Annotated in this window: 20 protein-coding genes and 1 other RNA gene; 17 read left to right on the top strand and 4 right to left on the bottom strand. The window is 60.8% G+C overall.

Going from position 1 to position 22,306, the window contains the following annotated elements; all coding sequences use genetic code 11:
• Positions 1 to 25: 25 nt before the first annotated feature.
• The 4 genes from AACY36_RS01895 to AACY36_RS01880 all read right to left on the bottom strand — a co-directional run bounded on the left by AACY36_RS01895 (position 26) and on the right by AACY36_RS01880 (position 3,472).
• Positions 26 to 607 (bottom strand): BON domain-containing protein, encoded by a 582-nt coding sequence (locus AACY36_RS01895; protein WP_065875057.1) that lies wholly within the window; start codon positions 605 to 607, stop codon positions 26 to 28.
• Positions 604 to 1,197: a phosphoheptose isomerase gene (locus tag AACY36_RS01890; protein ID WP_007904374.1), complete on the bottom strand. Its 594-nt coding sequence runs from the start codon at positions 1,195 to 1,197 to the stop codon at positions 604 to 606. The genes AACY36_RS01895 and AACY36_RS01890 overlap by 4 nt, the downstream gene beginning before the upstream one ends.
• A 92-nt stretch (positions 1,198 to 1,289) precedes the next feature.
• Positions 1,290 to 1,661, bottom strand: a complete 372-nt coding sequence (locus tag AACY36_RS01885) for a YraN family protein (protein WP_061435353.1) — start codon at positions 1,659 to 1,661, stop codon at positions 1,290 to 1,292.
• On the bottom strand, positions 1,661 to 3,472 hold the full coding sequence (locus tag AACY36_RS01880; RefSeq protein ID WP_339417571.1) for a penicillin-binding protein activator: 1,812 nt from the start codon (positions 3,470 to 3,472) through the stop codon (positions 1,661 to 1,663). The genes AACY36_RS01885 and AACY36_RS01880 overlap by 1 nt, the downstream gene beginning before the upstream one ends.
• 176 nt (positions 3,473 to 3,648) lie before the next feature.
• Here AACY36_RS01880 and rsmI point away from each other — a divergent pair, with 176 nt between their 5' ends.
• The 17 genes from rsmI (at position 3,649) to ftsZ (ending at position 22,211) form a co-directional block, all read left to right on the top strand.
• A complete protein-coding gene (gene rsmI, locus AACY36_RS01875; protein ID WP_339417572.1) occupies positions 3,649 to 4,554 on the top strand; it encodes a 16S rRNA (cytidine(1402)-2'-O)-methyltransferase in 906 nt (301 codons plus the stop codon).
• Between the two features lie 96 nt (positions 4,555 to 4,650).
• Positions 4,651 to 5,004: RNase P RNA component class A (gene rnpB / locus AACY36_RS01870), an RNA gene on the top strand.
• Between the two features lie 353 nt (positions 5,005 to 5,357).
• Complete coding sequence (mraZ, locus tag AACY36_RS01865) at positions 5,358 to 5,813, top strand: division/cell wall cluster transcriptional repressor MraZ (protein ID WP_339417574.1); 456 nt, start codon at positions 5,358 to 5,360, stop codon at positions 5,811 to 5,813.
• Complete coding sequence (gene rsmH / locus AACY36_RS01860) at positions 5,810 to 6,757, top strand: 16S rRNA (cytosine(1402)-N(4))-methyltransferase RsmH (RefSeq protein WP_445262849.1); 948 nt, start codon at positions 5,810 to 5,812, stop codon at positions 6,755 to 6,757. The genes mraZ and rsmH overlap by 4 nt, the downstream gene beginning before the upstream one ends.
• Positions 6,754 to 7,047, top strand: coding sequence for a cell division protein FtsL (gene ftsL, locus AACY36_RS01855; protein WP_339417576.1), 294 nt, complete (start codon positions 6,754 to 6,756; stop codon positions 7,045 to 7,047). Before rsmH ends, ftsL begins: the two co-directional genes overlap by 4 nt.
• Positions 7,047 to 8,789 (top strand): peptidoglycan D,D-transpeptidase FtsI family protein, encoded by a 1,743-nt coding sequence (locus tag AACY36_RS01850; RefSeq protein WP_339417606.1) that lies wholly within the window; start codon positions 7,047 to 7,049, stop codon positions 8,787 to 8,789. The genes ftsL and AACY36_RS01850 overlap by 1 nt, the downstream gene beginning before the upstream one ends.
• Positions 8,789 to 10,252, top strand: a complete 1,464-nt coding sequence (locus AACY36_RS01845) for a UDP-N-acetylmuramoyl-L-alanyl-D-glutamate--2,6-diaminopimelate ligase (RefSeq protein WP_339417578.1) — start codon at positions 8,789 to 8,791, stop codon at positions 10,250 to 10,252. The genes AACY36_RS01850 and AACY36_RS01845 overlap by 1 nt, the downstream gene beginning before the upstream one ends.
• On the top strand, positions 10,245 to 11,618 hold the full coding sequence (locus AACY36_RS01840; protein WP_339417580.1) for a UDP-N-acetylmuramoyl-tripeptide--D-alanyl-D-alanine ligase: 1,374 nt from the start codon (positions 10,245 to 10,247) through the stop codon (positions 11,616 to 11,618). The genes AACY36_RS01845 and AACY36_RS01840 overlap by 8 nt, the downstream gene beginning before the upstream one ends.
• Complete coding sequence (gene mraY, locus AACY36_RS01835; RefSeq protein WP_065875052.1) at positions 11,618 to 12,700, top strand: phospho-N-acetylmuramoyl-pentapeptide-transferase; 1,083 nt, start codon at positions 11,618 to 11,620, stop codon at positions 12,698 to 12,700. The genes AACY36_RS01840 and mraY overlap by 1 nt, the downstream gene beginning before the upstream one ends.
• A 6-nt stretch (positions 12,701 to 12,706) precedes the next feature.
• On the top strand, positions 12,707 to 14,053 hold the full coding sequence (gene murD / locus AACY36_RS01830; RefSeq protein WP_339417581.1) for a UDP-N-acetylmuramoyl-L-alanine--D-glutamate ligase: 1,347 nt from the start codon (positions 12,707 to 12,709) through the stop codon (positions 14,051 to 14,053).
• Positions 14,050 to 15,273, top strand: a complete 1,224-nt coding sequence (ftsW, locus tag AACY36_RS01825) for a putative lipid II flippase FtsW (protein WP_339417582.1) — start codon at positions 14,050 to 14,052, stop codon at positions 15,271 to 15,273. The genes murD and ftsW overlap by 4 nt, the downstream gene beginning before the upstream one ends.
• Positions 15,263 to 16,333: an undecaprenyldiphospho-muramoylpentapeptide beta-N-acetylglucosaminyltransferase gene (gene murG, locus AACY36_RS01820; protein ID WP_339417583.1), complete on the top strand. Its 1,071-nt coding sequence runs from the start codon at positions 15,263 to 15,265 to the stop codon at positions 16,331 to 16,333. The genes ftsW and murG overlap by 11 nt, the downstream gene beginning before the upstream one ends.
• A complete protein-coding gene (gene murC, locus AACY36_RS01815; protein WP_339417584.1) occupies positions 16,326 to 17,771 on the top strand; it encodes a UDP-N-acetylmuramate--L-alanine ligase in 1,446 nt (481 codons plus the stop codon). The genes murG and murC overlap by 8 nt, the downstream gene beginning before the upstream one ends.
• On the top strand, positions 17,768 to 18,724 hold the full coding sequence (locus AACY36_RS01810; protein ID WP_339417585.1) for a D-alanine--D-alanine ligase: 957 nt from the start codon (positions 17,768 to 17,770) through the stop codon (positions 18,722 to 18,724). Before murC ends, AACY36_RS01810 begins: the two co-directional genes overlap by 4 nt.
• 3 nt (positions 18,725 to 18,727) lie before the next feature.
• Positions 18,728 to 19,597: a cell division protein FtsQ/DivIB gene (locus AACY36_RS01805; protein WP_339417587.1), complete on the top strand. Its 870-nt coding sequence runs from the start codon at positions 18,728 to 18,730 to the stop codon at positions 19,595 to 19,597.
• Positions 19,598 to 19,612: 15 nt separating this feature from the next.
• Positions 19,613 to 20,875, top strand: a complete 1,263-nt coding sequence (gene ftsA, locus AACY36_RS01800; protein WP_339417589.1) for a cell division protein FtsA — start codon at positions 19,613 to 19,615, stop codon at positions 20,873 to 20,875.
• A 130-nt stretch (positions 20,876 to 21,005) separates the two neighbouring features.
• Positions 21,006 to 22,211: a cell division protein FtsZ gene (ftsZ, locus tag AACY36_RS01795; RefSeq protein ID WP_065875044.1), complete on the top strand. Its 1,206-nt coding sequence runs from the start codon at positions 21,006 to 21,008 to the stop codon at positions 22,209 to 22,211.
• Positions 22,212 to 22,306 lie beyond the last annotated feature (95 nt).

Genomic DNA, 22,306 nt, shown 5'->3' with positions numbered 1-22,306 from the left:
CCTTTTTTGTGGCTGCGTGTTCAGGTCAATCGATGTACTCGAAGACCTTGACGATTTTTTGCACGCCGGACACACCCTGCACCAGATTGGATGCACGGGTTGCTTCCGCCTGGGTCAGCAGGCCCATCAGGTAAACGATGCCGTTGTCGGTGACGACCTTGATGCGCGAACCAGGGATCGCGTTATCAGTGAGCATCTGCGCCTTGATCTTGGTGGTCAGCAGGGCGTCATTACTGATGGCCAGCAGAGTGATCGGTTCCATCACCTGCAACTCGTTGTGCACCTTCTTCACGCGCTGCACAGCGGCAGCGGCTTGCTCGGCCTGGGCCTTGAGGTCGGCGCGTGGTGTCTGGCCTGCTAGCAGCACGACGCCGTTGAAGCTGGTGACAACAATGCGTGATGCGCCGTTGCCCAGGTCAGTCGCGGCCTTGGCGACGTTGACTTCGACCTTGGTTTCGATCAGCGAGTCATCGATCTTGCTGCCGAAGGTACGGGTGCCCTTGTCGTCCTGAATAGGGGTGTCACGTGTTGCGGTGATGGCCGTGCTGCAGCCGCTGATAGCGAGGCACAGGGTAATGGCCAAAAGGCTGAGGCGGTTAACGGTCATTCTTCACTCCCAAACAGTTGGCTGTCGATCAGATCGCACAGGCAGTGGATCGCCAGCAGGTGGACTTCCTGAATACGTGCGGTGACATTGGCCGGGACGCGAATCTCCACGTCTTCCGGCAGCAGCAACGAGGCCATGCCGCCACCATCGCGTCCGGTCAATGCTACGACAATCATTTCGCGATCATGTGCGGCCTGGATCGCTTGAATAATATTCGCCGAGTTGCCGCTGGTGGAAATCGCCAGCAGCACGTCACCCGGTTGGCCCAGGGCGCGGATCTGCTTGGAGAAGATTTCGTTGTAGCTGTAGTCGTTGGCGATCGAGGTGATCGTCGACGAGTCGGTGGTCAAGGCAATGGCCGGCAGGCTCGGGCGTTCACGTTCGAAACGGTTGAGCAGCTCCGACGAAAAATGCTGGGCATCGCCGGCCGAACCGCCGTTGCCGCACGAGAGCATTTTGCCCTCGTTGAGCAGGGCATTGACCATGACCTGACTGGCTTGCTCGATGTGCGGTGCAAGTACGTCCATCGCCTGTTGCTTGGTGTCGATGCTGGCCTGGAAAAGCTGGCGAATTCGGGATTGCATGTCCATCTGTGTGACCTTAAGTAGCGCGGCTGTTTGGCACAGGAATGTGTAGCCCGCAAAGCAAAGAGCAAAAGTGTGTGGTGAAGATGTCCGGCGAATCAGCTGTCGAAGGCATTTTTAAGCCAGTTCAGATCAGCCTGACCAGACGGTGTGCTTTCTATGGCAACCACATCGAAACGGCAGGGGGCGTCGGCCCAGCGATGCTCTTTTTGCAGGAAAAACTGCGCCGCGAGTATCAGTTTCTGACGCTTGCGCCCGTCGATACTGGCGAGCGCGCCACCCCATTGTGCGTGTTTTCTGTAGCGGACCTCGACGAATACTACTGTATCGCCGTCAAGCATGACCAGATCAAGCTCGCCGCGTTTGCACAACCAGTTCTGCGCCAGTAGGCGCAGACCCTGCTGTTGCAAGTGTTTCAATGCTTGAAGTTCGGCGTCCTTGCCGCTTTGTGCGCTGGACCGCTCGGGCATCAGCGCGGGGTGTCCGGCAGGCGCTGGATCCCGCCACCGACGAACTTGGCCCATGGCAGCTGGCGATCAACGCGCTGGTTGGTGCTGATGCCCAGGTTGCCCGAAAGGCCGTCAACACGGGTATCCGGCAATGCCTTGAGTTGGCCCAGGCGCGGCGCCAGGCGGTAGGCATCGACGCCCATCGCATACAGGCGGCCCAGGCTGCCATTGGCTTGCGGCCATTGGGCAGCAACCTGGTTGCGCAGAGGATCGGTGGTGTTGAGCAGCCAAGGGGTTTCGCAGAACATCACGTTAGTCATGTCCAGGTACTGGTTCTTGTCGCCGCTGGCGCTGAACACGTGGGACGTGGCGTACACCGGCAAATCACCGGCGTATTGGAAGTTCAGGGTCGGCTTGATCTGCTGGGCCAGCTGCGGGGTCACGGCCAGGAAGATGAACTCGATGTCCTGGCGACGCGAGGGTTGCGCGGCTACGTCGGTGCCGACGGTGCTTTGCAGGCTCTTGGCGCGGCCTTCGCTTTTACGCAGTTGGAGCAGTTCGGCAATTTGCTGGGCGAGGGCGACTGGCTGGTCGACATACTCGACACCCATCGCCGTGCCGCCATTGGCTTCCCAATCCTGGCGGAAGGCCTTGTAGACACGCTCGCCCCACTCACCACGTGGCACCATCGCCGCAGCGCGATGCAGGCCGTCGGCACGTGCGCGGCGCGATACTTCGCGGGCTTCGTCTTCAGCAGCCAGGCCGAACTGGAACAGCTGCGGCGGGCCTTGGTCAGTCTCGCTGTAGTTCAGCGCCAGGGTGGTAATCGGCAACTGCGCACGTGCACTGAGCTGTTTGACCAGTGGTTTTTCCAGCGGACCGACCACCAGTTGCACGCCTGCGGCCTGGGCCTTGGCGTAGAACTCATCAATGGAGGTCAGGCGCGAGCTGTCATAGAACTCGATGACTGGCGGCTTCTGCCCGGCTTGTTCAGCCTGGTAGTGCGCAGCCATGAAACCCTCGCGCAGTGCTTTGCCGACGGCGGCCAGCGGGCCGTCTTGGGGCAGCAGCAGGGCAATCTTGGTCAGGGGCTGGCTGGCCAGCTCCTTGAGTTTGATCAGCGGCGACGGCAGTTGCACGGCGGCTGGGTGGCCCGGGTTCTGTGCACGCCAGGTGTCGATCGCGGCTTGTTGTTGCTCCAGCGTACCGGCGCCCTTGACCGACTGGGCGAGGGTGATCCAGCCGTCCAGCACTGGGTTCCCGCTGGCTTGCAGCTGTTCGGCCGGCAGGGCGCCAATCAGTGCCCAGATGGCTTCGTGGTTGCTGTTGGCGGCATCGCCAGTGAGCAGCGGGGCCATGGCAACACGCTCACGCGCAGCCGCCAGGGTCTGGCCATCGGCCTCATAAGCACGGGCGTGCACGCTGCCTGTGCGGATCTGCTGTTCAGGCGGCAGGTCCTTCAGGTTTTGCAGGCTCGGGTGGTTCAGGGCGGTCAAGGCGGCCTTGGGCTGGTTGCGTGCCATGGCCAATTCGGCGGCCAGGGTGCTCGCAAAAACCTGCGGGGCTGGCTTGAGGATATCCAGGGGCACCTGCGCCAGAATCTGCGCCGAGCGCCCTGAGTTGTTCTGTTTGTAGGCCATGTCTGCCGCACTCAGGCGCAGCATGGCGGCCTTTTCTGGCGTGTTGGCAGTCGTGGCCTGTTCGAGCAGTTGCTCGATACTGGCGTCCGGAGTCCGTGGAAGGTCGCCAAGGCTGGACGAGGGCGAGCTGGCGCAAGCGGCCAGCAAGGCAGCGAGGCAGAGGGCGGAGAGCAGCCGCAGGCAAGCGATCATGTAAGTGTTCCTGATACCGATCAAATAAGCGTGGAATTGTACCCAAGCACTGGCCCAGGCGCGATGTTAGTGGCGTGAAACTGTCAATTTAGGTCGTGCAAATGTTGCTACCGGCGACTAACGGCTGAAACGGCATCGACCTTGATGGCATATTTTCAAGGCGCCTACGCGCTACAATGCCGCTTTTGCCAACCATCGAGGTGTGCGTTTTGACTGCTCCAGGTCCTTTGAATTCCACTTCAGGCTCGCTTTTTGTCGTGGCGACGCCCATTGGCAACCTGGACGACATCAGTGCGCGGGCGCTTAAGGTGTTGCGCGACGTCAAATTGGTCGCGGCTGAAGACACGCGGCACTCCCAGCGATTAATGCAGCATTTTGGTATCAGCACCCCACTTGCGGCCTGCCATGAACATAATGAGCGCGAAGAGGGCAGTCGTTTTATCGTGCGCCTGTTGGCCGGCGACGATGTGGCGCTGATCTCCGACGCGGGTACGCCGCTGATTTCCGACCCAGGCTACCATCTGGTGCGCCAGGCACGGGCTGCGGGTATCAATGTAGTGCCTGTTCCGGGGGCGTGCGCGCTGATCGCCGCATTGTCGGCGGCAGGTTTGCCCTCCGACCGTTTTATCTTCGAAGGTTTTCTGCCGGCCAAGGCCGTGGGCCGTCGCGCGCGTCTTCAGGCGTTGAAGGAAGAACCGCGCACCCTGATCTTTTACGAGGCCCCACACCGCATCCTTGAATGCCTGCAAGACATGGAGCTGGTGTTTGGCGGCGAACGCCTGGCACTGCTGGCCCGTGAGCTGACCAAGACCTTTGAAACACTAAAGGGCCTGCCTTTGGAAGCGCTGCGCGGGTTTGTCGAGGGCGACAGCAATCAACAGCGCGGCGAGTGCGTTGTGCTGGTGGCGGGCTGGACGGCGCCGGAGGATGAAGACGCCGTGGGCAGCGAGGCGATGCGCATCCTTGACCTGCTGCTCAAGGAAATGCCCCTCAAGCGTGCTGCGGCCCTGGCGGCGGAAATTACCGGCGTTCGCAAGAACCTCTTGTACCAGGCTGCGCTGGATAAACAGAAAGCCGAATAGTTTTGGGCTAAAACCTGTATTCCGTCTGAACGTGATGGCAATTCTGAACTTTTATTACTTGTCCTAAGTCCGCCGTGCCGTTAACCTTCGCGGCGGAGAGTCGATTGGACAGTCGCTGCCTTCTATGAAAATTAGGAGGGGGAGGAAAGTCCGGGCTCCATAGGGCGAAGTGCCAGGTAATGCCTGGGAGGCGTGAGCCTACGGAAAGTGCCACAGAAAATAACCGCCTAAGCGCTTCGGTGCCGGTAAGGGTGAAAAGGTGCGGTAAGAGCGCACCGCACGACTGGCAACAGTTCGTGGCTAGGTAAACCCCACTTGGAGCAAGACCAAATAGGGTCCCAAGGCGTGGCCCGCGCTGGGACCGGGTAGGTTGCTAAAGGTGTCCAGTGATGGCCATCGTAGACGAATGACTGTTCAAGACAGAACCCGGCTTACAGATCGACTCTCCACCTTTTTTCTTCTGTCTGAATCTCGGGCGGAAATCGGTAGTAACGCAAGAATCCCTCCCTGCCAAATCATTGGCAGATGCATCTTCGTAATACCAAAAAAATCTTACTCTTAATAAATCACTTTAACTTTAAGCCATAGCTCTTTGAGCTATCTGCGCTTGTTGAGCCAAAAATACCGACGAACTCGGGTTTCTCCTCCGTTTACGCTCCTAAATCTCCGTTCTGTAAGGCTTTTCCTTGAATCCGCGCCTTGACGGTGTGGTGGGCGCATTCCTATAGTGTGCGCAAGTGGCGGAAAGTGGCACAAAGTGGGTTTTTTGAACGTAAAACGCTAAAATTTGGAGAAACGCATCTGTGTTTCGCGGAGCTAATGCAATCAGTCTCGATGCAAAAGGCCGTCTCGCTATGCCGAGCCGGTATCGTGACGAGCTGATTTCGCGAAGTTCCGGGCAGTTAATCATCACCATCGATGCCGTTGACCCTTGTTTATGTGTTTACCCGCTCGATGAGTGGGAGTTGATTGAAACCAAGCTGCGCGCCCTGCCTTCATTGCGTGAAGAAAACCGCCGCCTGCAGCGTTTGCTGATTGGTAATGCCGTCGACCTTGAACTCGATGGCAGCGGTCGCTTCCTGGTGCCTGCGCGTTTGCGCGAGTACGCCAAGCTGGATAAGCGCGCAATGCTGGTCGGCCAACTGAACAAGTTCCAATTGTGGGACGAAGATGCCTGGGATGCTGTTTCTGCAGCAGACCTGGCTGCTATTCAACAACCGGGCGCTATGCCTGATGAACTGCGTGATTTGATCCTGTGACTATTGATAGCGGCTTTAACCACATCACCGTACTGCTTGACGAAGCCGTTGAGGCTCTCGCCGTACGCGCGGATGGCTGCTATTTGGATGGCACTTTCGGCAGGGGCGGGCATAGTCGGTTGATCCTCAGCCAGCTTGGGTCGGACGGTAAACTCCTCGGGTTTGACAAAGACCCCCAAGCGATTGCCACCGGGCAAGCGCTAGCGGCCGAAGACGGCCGCTTTGTCGTTGTGCAGCGTAGCTTTGCCGAACTGGGCGCTGAAGTCGCCGAGCGCGGCATGGCGGGCAAGGTGGCCGGGATTTTGCTCGACCTGGGCGTGTCTTCGCCACAGCTCGACGACCCGGAGCGCGGCTTCAGTTTCATGAGCGACGGCCCGCTCGACATGCGCATGGACCCCACGCGTGGCGTCAGTGCTGCACAGTTCATCGCCACCGCACCCGTGGAAGAAATCGCCCGTGTGTTCAAGGAATACGGTGAAGAACGCTTCGCCGGTCGCATGGCCCGTGCCGTGGTCGAGCGCCGCGAAATCCAGCCATTCGAGCGCACCGCTGATCTCGCCGAAGTACTGAAAGTCGCCAACCCCGCGTGGGAAAAAGGCAAGAACCCGGCGACCCGTGCGTTCCAAGGCTTGCGTATTCACGTCAATAACGAATTGGGCGACCTGGAGGCCGGCCTCGAAGCTGCCCTCGAGGCGCTGGAAGTGGGCGGTCGACTTGTTGTGATCAGCTTCCACTCCCTGGAAGACCGTATCGTCAAACTGTTCATGCGTCGCCTGGTCAAGGGTGAGTCCGACAACCTGCCGCGCAACCTGCCGGTACGTTTCGACGCCTTTGTGCCGAAAATCAAAATCCATGGCAAGCCGCAGTTCGCTTCCGAGGCCGAACTCAAGGCTAACCCACGTTCCCGCAGTGCCGTCATGCGCGTCGCGGAGAGGTTACGGTGAGCAAGCTTTTTGCCAAGCCTCTTCCGGGCGGCAGCTTCTTCATGATGCTGTTGTACGTTGGCGTGCTGGTGTCCGCGATTGCGGTGTCCTACAGCGCGCACTACAACCGTCAATTGCTCAATACCCTGTACGGGGAATTGAGTGTGCGGGACAAGGCGCAAGCCGAGTGGGGCCGGCTCATCCTGGAGCAAAGCACCTGGACTGCCCATAGTCGCATCGAAGTGCTGGCCACCGAACAGTTGAAAATGCACATCCCCGGCGCGGCCGAAGTTCGCATGGTGACGCCATGATGAAGCTCGAAGGCGCACTCTACCCATGGCGCTTCCGCCTGGTGGTGGGGTTGCTGGCATTGATGGTGGGTGCGATCGCCTGGCGGATCATTGATCTGCAAGTGATCGACCGTGAGTTCCTGATCAGCCAGGGCGATGCACGTAGTCTGCGGCATATTCCGATTCCTGCGCACCGCGGCCTGATCACCGACCGTAATGGCGAGCCTTTGGCCGTCAGCACCCCGGTGACTACCCTGTGGGCAAACCCCAAGGAACTGCAGGTGGCCAAGGACCGTTGGCCAGCGCTTGCCGCTGCCCTCGGCCAAGACCCGAAAGCCTTGGCCCAGCGTCTGGAAGCGCAAGCCAACAAAGAATTCATCTACCTGGTTCGCGGCCTCACCCCCGAACAGGGCCAGCAAGTGCTCGATCTTAAAGTCCCCGGTGTCTACGGCATCGAGGAATTCCGTCGTTTCTACCCGGCGGGTGAAACCACCGCGCACATGGTCGGCTTTACCGACATCGATGACCACGGCCGAGAAGGTGTGGAACTCGCCTACGATGAATGGCTCGCCGGAGTTCCCGGCAAGCGACAAGTCATCAAGGATCGGCGCGGGAGGTTGATCAAGGATGTCCAGGTCACCAAAAACGCCAAGGCCGGTAAGCCCTTGGCGTTGTCGATTGACCTGCGCCTGCAATACCTGGCCAACCGCGAGCTGCGTAACGCGATCATCGAGAACGGCGCCAAGGCCGGCAGCCTGGTGATCATGGACGTGAAGACCGGCGAGATCCTTGCCATGGTCAACCAGCCGACCTACAACCCCAACAACCGTCGCAACCTGCAACCGGCGATGATGCGCAACCGCGCGATGATCGACGTGTTCGAACCAGGTTCGACCATGAAAGCCATCTCGATGAGTGCCGCCCTGGAAACCGGACGCTGGAAACCCAGCGACAAGGTCGAGGTGTACCCAGGCACCTTGCAGCTGGGAAAATACACCATTCGCGACGTATCGCGCTCCGAAGGTCCTGTGCTGGATTTGACAGGTATCCTGATCAACTCCAGTAACGTGGGCATGAGTAAGGTCGCCTTCGATATTGGTGGCGAAACCATTTACCACCTGGCGCAGAAGCTCGGTTTGGGCCAACCCACCGGCCTGGATTTTCCTGGCGAACGTGTGGGCAACCTGCCTAACTATCGCGACTGGAAAAAGGCCGAGACCGCCACACTTTCCTACGGCTACGGCCTGTCGGTGACGGCGATCCAACTGGCCCATGCTTTCTCTGTATTGGCAAATAATGGCCGGATGGTTCCACTGAGCCTGATCCACATCGACGAAGCGCCGAAAGCCACCCAGGTCATCCCGGAAAACGTCGCCAAGACCATCCAAGGCATGCTGCAACAAGTGATCGAAGCACCGCGCGGTGTATTCCGTGCCCAAGTGCCGGCGTATCACGTGGCCGGCAAGTCGGGTACCGCGCGCAAGACATCGGTCGGCACCAGGGGCTACGCCGAAAACTCCTACCGTTCGTTGTTCGCCGGCTTCGGTCCGATGAGCGACCCACGCTACGCCATCGTCGTCGTGATCGATGAGCCGAGCAAAGCGGGCTACTTCGGCGGCCTGGTATCGGCGCCGGTGTTCAGCAAAGTGATGTCCGGCACCCTGCGCCTGATGAACATCACGCCGGACAACCTGCCGCCGACTCAACAAGCGAGCGCCGGACCACCGACCGCTGCTGTAAAAGCCAATGGAGGGCGCGGCTGATGTCTCTTAGCCTGAACAAGATTTTTGCCCACGCTGGTCGCGATTTGTTGATTCGCGAGTTGAGCCTGGACAGTCGTAGTGTGCGTGCCGGTGACCTGTTCCTGGCCGTGCCTGGCGGTAAATTCGATGGCCGCGCGCATATCGCAGACGCGTTGCAGCGTGGTGCAGCCGCCGTGGCTTACGAAGTGGAAGGCGCTACCGTGCTGCCGATCACTGACGTGCCATTGATTCCGGTCAAAGGCCTGGCTGCGCAATTGTCCGACATTGCCGGCCGCTTCTATGGCGACCCGAGCCGCCAGCTCAATCTGGTCGGCGTGACCGGTACCAACGGAAAGACCAGCGTGACCCAATTGGTCGCCCAGGCCCTTGACCTGCTCGGCCAGCATTGCGGCATTGTTGGCACCTTGGGCACCGGTTTCTACGGCGCGCTGCACAGCGGCCTGCACACCACGCCAAACCCGATCGCCGTGCAAGCGACCCTGGCCGACCTGAAAAAGGCCGGTGCCAAGGCGGTTGCGATGGAAGTGTCGTCCCATGGCCTGGACCAGGGGCGCGTCACCGCGCTGGCGTTTGATGTGGCGGTGATGACCAACCTGTCCCGTGATCACCTGGACTACCACGGCACCATGGAAGCCTACGCGGCAGCCAAGGCCAAGCTGTTTGCCTGGAATGACCTCAAGTGCCGGGTCGTGAACCTGGACGACGCGTTTGGTCGCCAACTGGCAGCCGAAGACCGTGAATCGCGCCTGATCAGCTACAGCCTGGAAGACTCCAGCGCTTACCTGTATTGCCGCGAAGCCCAATTCAATGACGAAGGCGTGCGCGCCACCTTGGTTACACCGCAAGGCGAACACCATTTACGCAGCACCTTGCTCGGTCGCTTCAACCTGAGCAACGTACTCGCCGCTATCGGCGCGTTGCTCGGCCTGGACTACGCCCTGGACGAAATCCTGCGCGTACTGCCCAAGCTGGAGGGGCCGGCCGGTCGCATGCAGCGCCTGGGTGGCGGCACGCAGCCGTTGGTGGTGGTCGATTACGCCCACACGCCAGACGCTTTGGAAAAAGTACTGATGGCCCTGCGTCCGCACGCCAAGGGCAAATTGCTATGTCTGTTTGGTTGCGGCGGCGATCGCGATCGCGGCAAACGCCCGCTGATGGCCGACATTGTCGAACGCCTGGCTGATGGTGTGCTCGTCACCGACGACAACCCACGCAGCGAGGACCCGAGCCAGATTTTTGACGACATCCGTGTTGGCTTCAAAGAGGCGTCCAAGGTCACTTTCGTTGCCGGTCGCGGCGCCGCTATCGCCCAACTGATCGCCAGCGCCAGCGCTGACGACGTGGTCGTGCTGGCCGGCAAAGGTCACGAGGACTACCAGGAAATCAACGGCGAGCGGCATGCCTTCTCCGATCTGCTCGAGGCTGAGCATGCCTTGACGGCCTGGGAGGTCGCTCATGCTTAAAGCGATGACGTTCAGCGAACTTGCCCAGGCGCTGTCGGCCCGTGTGTTGTCGGGCGATTGCAGTTTCGACGGCGTCAGTATCGACAGCCGCGCCATCACGCCGGGGCAACTGTTTGTTGCCCTGACCGGTCCGCGTTTCGACGGTCATGACTACCTGAACGACGTCGCCGCCAAAGGCGCCGTCGGCGCGTTGGTGCAGCACGAAGTCGCCGACTCCACCTTGCCGCAATTGCTGGTCGCCGATACCCGTCTGGCCTTGGGCCAGCTGGGCGCGTTGAACCGCGCCGCCTTTGTTGATAAGCCGGTTGCAGCCATCACCGGCTCCAGCGGTAAGACCACGGTCAAGGAACTGCTTGCCGGTGTGCTGCGCACGCGCGGGCCGGTCCTTGCCACACGTGGCAACCTGAACAATGATTTCGGCGCTCCGCTGACCCTGCTTGAACTCGCCCCGGAACACACCGCGGCTGTGATCGAACTGGGCGCTTCGCGCGTCGGTGAAATTGCCTACACCGTGACCTTGACCAAGCCTCACGTGGCAATCATCAACAATGCCGGTACCGCCCACGTCGGCGAGTTCGGTGGCCCGGAAAAAATCGTCCAAGCCAAAGGTGAAATCCTTGAGGGCCTGGATGCGTCGGGCACTGCTGTTCTGAATCTTGACGACAAGGCTTTCGAAACCTGGCGGGTACGCGCTGCCGGGCGCAAGGTCCTGACGTTTGCCGTGCTGAATGCAGCGGCCGATTTCCATGCCTCCAACATCACGGTCGATGCGCGTGGATGCCCGTCCTTTACCTTGCATACTCCGCAAGGCAGTGAGCACGTTCAGTTGAACCTGCTGGGCAACCACAACGTCGCCAACGCCTTGGCCGCCGCCGCTGCTGCTTACGCCTTGGGCGTATCGTTGTTCGGTATCGCCACCGGGTTGGGCGCGGTGCAGCCGGTCAAGGGCCGCACTGTGGCGCAGTTGGCCACCAACGGCATGCGCGTGATTGATGACACGTACAACGCCAACCAATCCTCGGTCTGCGCCGCCATTGACCTGCTCAAAGGCTTTGACGGTCGCAAGGTACTGGTGCTGGGTGATATCGCCGAACTGGGCGAGTGGGCCGAACAGTCGCACCGTGAAGTCGGTGCGTATGCCGCAGGCAACGTTGACGCGCTCTACGCCGTCGGCCCGAACATGGCTCACGCGGTAAACAGCTTTGGTTCCGGCGCGCGGCATTTCGCGACCCAGGCCGAGCTGATCCAGGCGCTGACGGCGGCTGAACAAGACAAACACACAACCATTTTGATCAAGGGATCGCGCAGCGCGGTGATGGAAAACGTCGTCGCGGCCTTGTGTGGCTCAAGTACGGAGAAACATTAATGCTGCTGCTGCTGGCTGAGTATCTGCAACAGTTCCACAAAGGCTTCGCGGTCTTTCAGTACCTGACCCTGCGCGGGATCCTGGGTGTGCTGACCGCGCTGTCTCTGTCACTGTTTTTGGGGCCGTGGATGATCCGCACCCTGCAGAACCTGCAAATTGGTCAATCGGTTCGCAATGACGGCCCGCAGTCGCACCTGTCCAAATCCGGCACGCCGACCATGGGCGGCGCGCTGATCCTCTCGTCCATCGGCATCAGCACCTTGCTGTGGGCTGACCTGCACAACCGTTATGTCTGGACGGTGCTGCTGGTGACCTTGTTGTTCGGCGCCATCGGCTGGGTGGATGACTACCGCAAGGTGATCGAGAAAAACTCCAAGGGGCTGCCGAGCCGCTGGAAGTATTTCTGGCAATCGGTGTTCGGCCTGGGCGCAGCGATTTTCCTGTTCATGACGGCGCCGAGCGCCGTCGAGACCACCTTGATCATCCCAATGCTCAAGGACGCCAGCATTCCACTGGGCATCGGCTTTGTGGTGCTGACCTATTTCGTGATCGTTGGCTCAAGCAACGCGGTGAACCTGACTGACGGCCTCGACGGCCTGGCGATCATGCCGACGGTGATGGTCGGCGGTGCGCTCGGCATCTTCTGCTACCTGTCGGGTAACGTGAAATTCGCTGAATACCTGCTGATCCCTTACGTACCGGGCGCGGGTGAGTTGATCGTGTTCTGCGGCGCGCTGATCGGTGCTGGCCTGGGGTTCCTGTGGTTCAACACCTACCCGGCACAAGTCTTCATGGGCGACGTCGGCGCACTGGCACTGGGCGCGGCCCTGGGCACCATCGCGGTGATCGTTCGCCAGGAAATCGTGTTGTTCATCATGGGCGGTGTGTTCGTGATGGAAACCCTGTCGGTGGTCATCCAGGTGGCCTCCTTCAAATTGACCGGGCGTCGTGTGTTCCGCATGGCGCCGATTCACCACCATTTTGAACTCAAGGGCTGGCCCGAGCCGCGCGTGATTGTCCGTTTCTGGATCATCACCGTGATTCTGGTCCTGGTCGGCCTTGCCACCCTGAAACTGAGGTAGAAACGAGTGTCCCTGATCGCTTCAGACCACTTCCGCATCGTTGTCGGCCTCGGCAAGAGCGGCATGTCCCTGGTTCGCTTCCTGGCGAACCGGGGCACGTCGTTTGCCGTGGCCGACACGCGGGAAAATCCACCGGAGCTGGTCACGCTGCGCCGTGACTACCCGCACGTGGAAGTGCGTTGTGGCGAGTTGGATGTCGAGTTTCTGTGCCGTGCCGACGAGCTCTACGTGAGCCCCGGCCTGGCAATCGCGACACCGGCCCTGCAAGCCGCAGCAGCGCGGGGCGTCAAGCTGTCCGGCGACATTGATCTGTTCGCACGTAACGCGAAGGCACCGATCATCGCCATCAGCGGCTCGAACGCGAAAAGCACCGTGACCACTCTGGTTGGCGAGATGGCGGCGGCGGCCGGCAAGCGCGTGGCCGTGGGCGGCAACCTCGGCACGCCGGCGCTGGAACTGCTGAGCGACGACGTCGAGCTTTACGTGATGGAGTTGTCGAGCTTCCAGCTGGAAACGACTCACGACCTCGGTGCTGAAGTCGCCACCGTATTGAACGTCAGCGAAGATCACATGGACCGCTATAGCGGCCTGCCTGCGTACCATCTGGCCAAGCACCGGATCTTCCGTGGCGCCAGGCAAGTGGTGGTCAATCGCCAAGATGCATTGAGCCGCCCGCTGATGGGCGAGGGCCTGCCGTGCTGGACCTTCGGCCTCGGCAAGCCGGATTTCAAAACCTTCGGCATTCGCGAAGAGAACGGCGAGAAATACCTGGCCTTCGAATTCCAGAACCTGATGCCGGTGCGCGAGCTGAAAATCCGTGGCGCACATAACCAGTCCAACGCCCTGGCGGCCTTGGCGCTCGGCCATGCCGTGGGCCTGCCGTTCGACGCTATGTTATCGGCCCTGCGCACCTTCGGCGGTCTTGAGCATCGCTGCCAGTGGGTCCGCGACCTGGATGGCGTGAGCTATTACAACGATTCCAAGGCCACCAACGTCGGTGCGGCGCTGGCTGCCATCGAGGGCCTTGGTGCCGATATCGAAGGCAAGCTGGTGCTGATCGCTGGCGGTGACGGCAAAGGTGCCGACTTCAAGGACCTTAAAGGTCCGGTCGCTGCACATTGCCGTGCCGTGGTGCTGATGGGGCGCGATGCTGACTTGATCGCTGCTACGTTGGGCGAAGGCGTGCAACACATACGCGCCACGTCCCTGGACGACGCCATCGCCCAGTGCAAAGCCCTTGCCCAGCCCGGCGATGCGGTCCTGCTGTCGCCGGCATGCGCCAGTTTCGACATGTTCAAGAACTACGAAGAGCGCGGCCAGCTGTTCGCCCGCGCCGTGGAGGCCTTGGCATGAGTATCGACTTCAGAAACATCATCAAGCCGTACCCGTCGCCGATTATTACCGGGCGCGGTATCGACCTGGATTTCCCAATGCTCGCCGGTTGCCTGGCCCTGCTTGGCCTGGGCCTGGTGATGATCACGTCGGCGTCCTCCGAAGTGGCCGCCGTGCAGTCGGGCAACACCCTGTACATGATGATCCGTCACTTGGTGTACCTGGTGATCGGCCTCGGTGCCTGCGTCGTAACCATGATGATCCCGATCGCTACCTGGCAACGCCTGGGTTGGCTGATGCTGATCGGTGCGTTTGGCTTGCTGGTCATGGTGATCCTGCCCGGCATCGGCCGCGAGGTGAACGGTTCGATGCGCTGGATCGGCTTCGGTGCGTTCAACGTGCAGCCTTCGGAAATCGCCAAGGTATTCGTGGTGATCTACCTCGCCGGCTACCTGGTGCGGCGCCAGAAAGAAGTGCGCGAAAGCTGGATGGGTTTCTTCAAGCCATTCATCGTGCTGCTGCCTATGGCCGGCCTGTTGCTGATGGAGCCCGACTTCGGTGCCACCGTCGTCATGATGGGCGCGGCGGCGGCGATGCTATTCCTCGGTGGCGTCGGGCTCGTACGCTTCGCCTTGATGGTCGTGCTGGCGGTGGTCGCGGTCTACCTTCTGGTCCTGGCGCAACCCTATCGGATGGCCCGCCTGATTACCTTTACCGATCCATGGTCCGATCAGTTTGGCGCGGGTTACCAGTTGACCCAGGCGCTGATCGCCTTTGGCCGCGGCGGGTGGTTTGGCGTGGGCTTGGGGAACAGTGTGCAGAAACAGTTTTACCTGCCGGAAGCCCACACCGACTTCGTGTTCTCGGTACTGGCGGAAGAGCTTGGTGTAGTGGGTTCGCTGTGCACTGTTGCGCTGTTTGTATTTGTCTGTGTGCGCGCCATGTACATAGGCCTGTGGGCAGAGAAAGCCAAGCAGTACTTTGCCGCCTACGTTGCGTATGGGTTGGCTTTCCTATGGATCGGCCAATTCCTGATTAACGTCGGGGTGAATATCGGTCGGCTGCCGACCAAGGGCCTGACCCTGCCGTTCCTCAGCTACGGCGGCAGTTCGTTGGTGATTTGCTGCATCTGTCTGGGCTTGTTGTTGCGTATCGAGTGGGAGAGTCGAACCCACTTGGGCAGCGAGGAGATGGAGTTCAGCGAAAGTGACTTCGCCGAGGAGCCGACCCATGGGCGCTAACGTGCTGATCATGGCGGGCGGCACCGGGGGCCATGTGTTCCCGGCCCTGGCCTGCGCGCGCGAATTTCAGAACCGTGGTTTCACCGTGCACTGGTTGGGAACACCGCGAGGCATCGAAAACGAATTGGTACCCAATGCCGGCTTGCCCCTGCACCTGATCAACGTCACCGGCCTGCGTGGCAAAGGCAAACTGTCCTTGCTCAAGGCGCCGTTTGTGTTGCTCAAGGCGGTATGGCAAGCGCGCAAGGTCATTCGCGAATTGAAACCGGTGTGCGTGCTCGGCTTTGGCGGTTACGTGACCGGCCCGGGTGGCGTCGCCGCCAAGCTTGCCGGCGTGCCGGTGATCGTGCACGAACAGAACGCCGTCGCCGGTACTGCCAACCGCCTGCTGGTGCCCTTGGCTGCACGGGTGTGTGAAGCGTTCCCGAATACGTTTGCAGCATCGGACAAGCGCCGCACCACCGGCAACCCGGTGCGCACTGAACTGTTTATGGACATCGCTCGCGAAGCATTGGCCGGGCGCAAGGCGCACCTGCTGATCCTGGGTGGAAGCCTCGGCGCCGAGCCGCTGAACAAACTGCTGCCGGAAGCCGTGGCGCAACTCCCTGTGGAAGTGCGCCCGGAGGTCTTCCATCAGGCCGGCAAGCATCACGATGAAGGCACCGCGACGCGCTACCGCGAAGCCGGTGTAGAGGCGAACGTACAGCCCTTCATCAAAGACATGGCCCAAGCCTATGGCTGGGCCGACCTGGTGGTTTGTCGCGCTGGTGCGCTGACCGTCAGTGAACTGGCCGCCGCCGGTCTGCCGTCCTTGCTGGTGCCTCTGCCCCACGCGATTGACGATCACCAGACCCGCAACGCCGAATATTTGGCCGGGGAGGGCGCTGCCTTCCTGCTGCCGCAAAGAACGACTGGCGCCGCCGATTTGGCCGCACGCCTGACCGAGGTTTTGATGCAACCGGAACGACTCAATAGCATGGCGAGCACCGCAAGCCGCCTGGCCAAACCTGACGCAACCCGCACCGTGGTCGATATCTGCCTGGAGGTGGCTCATGGTTGAGAATCAGAAAGCCATGCCGCAACCGGAAATGCGCCGCATCCGTCGCATCCACTTCGTCGGTATCGGCGGCGTGGGTATGTGCGGTATCGCCGAAGTACTGCTGAACCTGGGCTACCAGGTGTCCGGCTCTGACTTGAAAGAGTCGCCGGTCACCGAGCGCCTGAAAACCTTTGGCGCGCAGATCTTCATCGGCCACCGTTCCGAGAACGCCGCCGAAGCCGACGTGCTGGTAGTGTCCAGCGCTGTGAACACCTCCAACCCGGAGGTGGCCACGGCCCTTGAGCGCCGTATTCCCGTGGTGCCACGCGCCGAGATGCTTGCCGAGCTGATGCGCTATCGCCACGGCATTGCCGTTGCGGGTACCCATGGCAAAACCACCACGACCAGCCTGATCGCCTCGGTGTTCGCGGCCGGTGGCCTGGACCCAACGTTCGTGATCGGCGGCCGCCTGAATGCAGCCGGCACCAATGCCCAGCTCGGCACCAGCCGTTACTTGATCGCCGAAGCCGATGAAAGTGATGCGAGCTTCCTGCACCTGCAGCCGATGGTCGCCGTCGTCACCAACATCGACGAAGACCACATGGCGACGTACGACGGCGACTTCAACAAGTTGAAGAAAACCTTCGTCGAGTTCCTGCACAACCTGCCGTTCTACGGTCTGGCCGTGGTGTGCCTGGACGACCCGGTGGTGCGTGAAATCCTCCCATCGGTCAAGCGCCCAACCGTGACCTACGGCTTCAGCGAAGACGCCGACGTGCGCGCGATCAATGTGCGCCAGGAAGGCATGCAGACCTATTTCACCGTGCTGCGCCCGGACCGTGAACCGCTGGATGTCTCGGTGAACATGCCGGGCAACCACAACGTCTTGAACTCGCTGGCGACTATCTGCATTGCGAGTGACGAGGGCGTCAGCGATGAAGCCATCGTCGAAGGTCTGTCGCGCTTTGCCGGCGTGGGCCGTCGCTTCCAGGTCTACGGCCAACTGCCGGTAGAAGGCGGCGACGTGATGCTGGTGGACGACTATGGTCACCACCCCACCGAAGTGGCCGCCGTGATCAAGGCCGTGCGTGGTGGCTGGCCGGAGCGCCGCCTGGTGATGGTCTACCAGCCGCACCGTTACAGCCGTACCCGGGATTTGTACGACGATTTCGTCAATGTATTGGCCGATGCCAACGTGCTGTTGTTGATGGAAGTCTACCCGGCCGGTGAAGAACCGATTCCGGGTGCCGACAGCCGCAAGCTGTGTAACAGCATCCGTCAGCGTGGCCAGTTGGACCCGATCTACATAGAGCGCGGTGTGGACCTGGCCCCTATCGTCAAGCCACTGCTGCGTGCCGGCGACATTCTGCTGTGCCAGGGGGCCGGTGACATTGGCGGCCTTGCCCCGAAATTGTTGGCGAGCCCGCTGTTTGCGGCCGCGAAGGGGAGGTCGAAATGACCACTGACTACGGCTCCCTGTTCTCCACTGTCACGCCTGCCGACTTCGGTCGCGTGGCGGTGCTGTTCGGCGGCAAAAGCGCTGAACGCGACGTGTCGCTCAAGTCCGGCAACGCCGTGCTTGAAGCCCTGCAAAGCGCTGGTGTGAACGCGTTTGGTATCGACGTAGGCGACGACTTCCTCGCCCGCCTGCAGGCCGAGAAAATTGACCGCGCCTTCATCATCCTGCACGGCCGTGGCGGTGAAGACGGCAGTATGCAAGGCCTGCTGGAGTGCGCTGGCATTCCTTATACCGGCAGCGGCATCCTCGCGTCGGCATTGGCCATGGATAAGCTGCGCACCAAGCAGGTGTGGCACAGCCTGGGCATTCCGACCCCGCGTCACAGCGTGCTGTGCAGCGAAGACGATTGTATTTCTGCAGCCAAGGAACTGGGCCTGCCTTTGATCGTCAAACCAGCCCATGAAGGCTCCAGTATCGGCATGGCCAAAGTGAACTCGGCCGCCGAATTGATCGACGCATGGAAAGCGGCAAGCACCTACGATTCGCAAGTATTGGTTGAACAGTGGATCCAGGGTCCCGAGTACACCATCGCCACCCTGCGTGGCCAGGTATTGCCGCCCATCGCATTGGGCACGCCCCACACCTTTTACGACTACGACGCCAAGTACGTGGCTTCCGATACCCAGTACCGGATCCCGTGCGGCCTTGATGCAACCAAAGAACAGGAATTGATGGACCTCACGGCGAAAGCCTGTGAGGCGCTGGGTATCGCCGGTTGGGCGCGGGCAGACGTGATGCAGGATGACCAAGGGAATTTCTGGTTCCTTGAAGTCAACACCGCTCCGGGCATGACCGATCACAGCCTGGTGCCCATGGCCGCTCGCGCAGCCGGTCTGGATTTTCAGCAGTTGGTGCTGGCGATCCTCGCGGCAAGCATTGAGCCCAGAGGCTAAGACATGAAAGGCGCATCGCTTCGTCATCAGCCCGCACAAGCACCGAACCGCAAGCCGGTGCCTCGGGGTGCCAGCCGAATGGTGGCTAAAGAGCCGATGTCGGCGCGCCTGCCGAAAGCCAATTTTGGTTTCCTCAAGGCGCTGTTCTGGCCGGTGCTGCTGGTGGTGTTGGGTTTTGGCACTTACGAGGGCGCACAGCGTCTACTGCCGTACGCCGACCGGCCGATCACCAAGATCAGTGTGCAGGGCGACTTGAGCTACATCAGCCAGCAAGCGGTACAGCAGCGCATCGGCCCGTACCTGGCGGCGAGCTTCTTTACCATCGACCTGGCCGGTATGCGCGCGGAGCTGGAACAGATGCCGTGGATCGCCCACGCCGAAGTCCGCCGTGTATGGCCGGACCAGGTAACGATCCGCCTGGAAGAACAACTGCCCGTGGCCCGTTGGGGCGATGAAGCGCTGTTGAACAACCAGGGCCAGGCGTTCACCCCGCGTGAGCTGGCCAACTACGAGCACCTGCCGCAGTTGTTCGGGCCACAGCGGGCGCAGCAGCAAGTGATGCAGCAGTACCAGGTCTTGAGCCAGATGCTGCGGCCACTGGGCTTCTCCATTGCACGCCTGGAGCTGCGTGAACGGGGCAGCTGGTTTTTGACGACCGGGGCTGGCAGTTCCGGCCCGGGCATCCAGTTGTTGCTGGGACGCGACCGCTTGGTGGAAAAGATGCGCCGCTTCATTGTCATCTATGACAAGACCTTGAAAGAACAGATTACGAACATTGCGAGCGTCGACCTGCGTTACGCCAACGGCCTTGCCGTCGGCTGGCGTGAACCGGCTGCGCCCACGGCAGCGCAACCCGCTGTCGCGAAGAATTAAGAAGAGGCAGGACCCATGGCAAACGTGCAAAGCGGCAAAATGATCGTCGGTCTCGATATCGGCACCTCCAAAGTGGTGGCGCTGGTGGGCGAGGTTGGGGAAGACGGCACGATCGAAATCGTCGGTATTGGCACGCATCCGTCCCGTGGCCTGAAGAAGGGCGTGGTGGTGAACATCGAGTCCACCGTGCAATCGATCCAGCGCGCTATCGAAGAAGCGCAACTGATGGCCGGTTGCCGGATCCATTCGGCGTTTGTCGGCGTGGCGGGCAACCATATCCGCAGCCTGAACTCCCACGGCATCGTGGCGATCCGCGACCGCGAAGTCAGCTCGGCTGACCTTGAGCGTGTACTCGACGCTGCCCAGGCCGTGGCGATCCCGGCTGACCAGCGTGTGCTGCACACCCTGCCGCAGGACTACGTGATCGATAACCAGGAAGGCGTTCGTGAGCCTCTGGGCATGTCGGGCGTGCGCCTGGAAGCCAAGGTCCACGTGGTGACCTGCGCCGTCAACGCTGCACAAAACATTGAGAAATGCGTGCGCCGCTGTGGCCTGGAAATCGACGACATCATTCTCGAGCAACTGGCCTCGGCCTACTCGGTACTGACCGACGATGAAAAAGAACTGGGCGTATGCCTGGTCGACATCGGCGGCGGCACCACCGACATCGCGATCTTCACCGAGGGTGCGATCCGTCACACCGCCGTGATCCCGATTGCCGGCGACCAGGTGACCAACGACATCGCCATGGCGCTGCGTACACCGACCCAGTACGCCGAAGAAATCAAGATCCGCTACGCCTGCGCCCTGGCCAAGCTGGCCGGTGCCGGCGAGACCATCAAAGTGCCAAGCGTGGGCGACCGTCCACCGCGCGAATTGTCGCGTCAGGCCCTGGCCGAAGTGGTCGAGCCGCGCTACGACGAGCTGTTCACCCTGATCCAGGCTGAACTGCGTCGCAGCGGCTACGAAGATTTGATCCCGGCCGGCATCGTGCTGACCGGTGGTACTTCGAAGATGGAAGGCGCGGTCGAGCTGGCCGAGGAAATCTTCCACATGCCCGTCCGCCTGGGCTTGCCCCATGGCGTCAAAGGCCTGGGCGACGTGGTACGCAACCCGATTTATTCCACCGGTGTGGGCTTGCTGTTGTACGGGCTGCAAAAGCAGGCCGACGGCATTTCCTTGTCGGGCCCGAGCAACCGTGACAGTTACCGCAGCGACGACGAGGCGAAAGCGCCGTTGTTCGAGCGTTTGCAGGCATGGGTCAAGGGCAACTTCTAAAGAAGTAGCTTCAAGCGGCAAGTTACAAGCTTCAAGTAACACGCTTCAAGCTTGCAGCTAATAGCTTGCAACTTGTAGCTGATGTAAAGCAGTAGGCGAAAAAACTAGAGAAAATGAAAGGAGAGGGAACATGTTCGAACTCGTAGACAACATCCCCGCTAGCCCGGTCATCAAAGTGATCGGTGTCGGCGGTGGCGGCGGTAACGCTGTGAACCATATGGTCAAGAGCAACATTGAAGGCGTTGAATTCATCTGCGCCAACACTGATGCCCAGGCGCTGAAAAGCATCGGCGCGCGGACCATCCTGCAATTGGGCACAGCCGTGACCAAAGGCCTCGGCGCTGGCGCCAATCCGGAAGTCGGCCGTCAAGCCGCGCTGGAAGACCGTGAGCGTATTGCTGAAGTGCTGCAAGGCACCAACATGGTGTTCATCACCACCGGCATGGGCGGCGGTACCGGTACCGGTGCTGCGCCGATCATTGCCGAAGTGGCCAAGGAAATGGGCATTCTGACGGTGGCTGTCGTCACCCGTCCGTTCCCGTTCGAAGGTCGCAAGCGCATGCAGATCGCCGACGAAGGCATCCGTCTGCTGTCTGAAAGCGTCGACTCGTTGATCACCATTCCCAACGAGAAGCTGCTGACCATCCTGGGCAAGGACGCAAGCCTGCTGTCCGCGTTCGCCAAGGCTGACGATGTACTGGCCGGTGCCGTTCGCGGTATCTCCGACATCATCAAGCGCCCAGGCATGATCAACGTCGACTTTGCCGACGTACGCACTGTCATGAGCGAAATGGGCATGGCGATGATGGGCACTGGCTGCGCCAGCGGTCCGAACCGTGCACGTGAAGCGACTGAGGCGGCCATCCGCAACCCGTTGCTCGAAGACGTGAACCTGCAAGGCGCACGCGGCATCCTGGTGAACATCACCGCCGGTCCTGACCTGTCCCTGGGTGAGTACTCCGACGTGGGTAGCATCATCGAAGCCTTCGCTTCCGAGCACGCGATGGTCAAAGTCGGTACCGTTATCGATCCAGACATGCGTGATGAATTGCACGTGACCGTGGTTGCGACCGGCCTGGGCGCTAAAATCGAGAAGCCTGTAAAGGTGATCGACAATACCGTTCATACCAGCCACAACAGCCACGCCAGCCAAGCGGCTGCTGCTCCAGCGCCTTCGCGCCAGGAACTGCCGTCGGTGAACTACCGTGATCTGGACCGTCCGACCGTGATGCGCAACCAGGCTCAGGCCGGTGCTGCTGCGTCCCGTAGCCCGAATCCGCAAGATGATCTGGACTATCTGGACATCCCGGCATTCCTGCGTCGTCAGGCCGATTGATGGAATGTATCAGGGCTATGAAGGTGATTGGTGTTCAGCAAAGGTCTGGTCTGCTATTATCGCCAGCCTTTGTTGATACCAGTTCGCAATTTGCG

The sequence above is a fragment of the Pseudomonas sp. EA_15y_Pfl1_P101 genome (genome assembly GCF_963970835.1).
In the GTDB taxonomy this organism is placed as follows: domain Bacteria; phylum Pseudomonadota; class Gammaproteobacteria; order Pseudomonadales; family Pseudomonadaceae; genus Aquipseudomonas; species Aquipseudomonas tritici.
The sequence above is the reverse complement of the archived record's forward strand: the minus strand, read 5'-3'. Positions and strand labels throughout refer to the sequence as shown.

Bases quoted from the DNA above. Each gene is read 5' to 3' on its own strand.
- AACY36_RS01895 (WP_065875057.1), bottom strand. From the start codon at position 607: ATGACCGTTAACCGCCTCAGCCTTTTGGCCATTACCCTGTGCCTCGCT.
- AACY36_RS01890 (WP_007904374.1), bottom strand. From the start codon at position 1,197: ATGGACATGCAATCCCGAATTCGCCAGCTTTTCCAGGCCAGCATCGAC.
- AACY36_RS01885 (WP_061435353.1), bottom strand. From the start codon at position 1,661: ATGCCCGAGCGGTCCAGCGCACAAAGCGGCAAGGACGCCGAACTTCAA.
- AACY36_RS01880 (WP_339417571.1), bottom strand. From the start codon at position 3,472: ATGATCGCTTGCCTGCGGCTGCTCTCCGCCCTCTGCCTCGCTGCCTTG.
- rsmI (WP_339417572.1), top strand. From the start codon at position 3,649: ATGCCGCTTTTGCCAACCATCGAGGTGTGCGTTTTGACTGCTCCAGGT.
- AACY36_RS01850 (WP_339417606.1), top strand. From the start codon at position 7,047: ATGAAGCTCGAAGGCGCACTCTACCCATGGCGCTTCCGCCTGGTGGTG.
- AACY36_RS01845 (WP_339417578.1), top strand. From the start codon at position 8,789: ATGTCTCTTAGCCTGAACAAGATTTTTGCCCACGCTGGTCGCGATTTG.
- AACY36_RS01840 (WP_339417580.1), top strand. From the start codon at position 10,245: ATGCTTAAAGCGATGACGTTCAGCGAACTTGCCCAGGCGCTGTCGGCC.
- mraY (WP_065875052.1), top strand. From the start codon at position 11,618: ATGCTGCTGCTGCTGGCTGAGTATCTGCAACAGTTCCACAAAGGCTTC.
- ftsW (WP_339417582.1), top strand. From the start codon at position 14,050: ATGAGTATCGACTTCAGAAACATCATCAAGCCGTACCCGTCGCCGATT.
- murG (WP_339417583.1), top strand. From the start codon at position 15,263: ATGGGCGCTAACGTGCTGATCATGGCGGGCGGCACCGGGGGCCATGTG.
- murC (WP_339417584.1), top strand. From the start codon at position 16,326: ATGGTTGAGAATCAGAAAGCCATGCCGCAACCGGAAATGCGCCGCATC.
- AACY36_RS01810 (WP_339417585.1), top strand. From the start codon at position 17,768: ATGACCACTGACTACGGCTCCCTGTTCTCCACTGTCACGCCTGCCGAC.
- AACY36_RS01805 (WP_339417587.1), top strand. From the start codon at position 18,728: ATGAAAGGCGCATCGCTTCGTCATCAGCCCGCACAAGCACCGAACCGC.
- ftsA (WP_339417589.1), top strand. From the start codon at position 19,613: ATGGCAAACGTGCAAAGCGGCAAAATGATCGTCGGTCTCGATATCGGC.
- ftsZ (WP_065875044.1), top strand. From the start codon at position 21,006: ATGTTCGAACTCGTAGACAACATCCCCGCTAGCCCGGTCATCAAAGTG.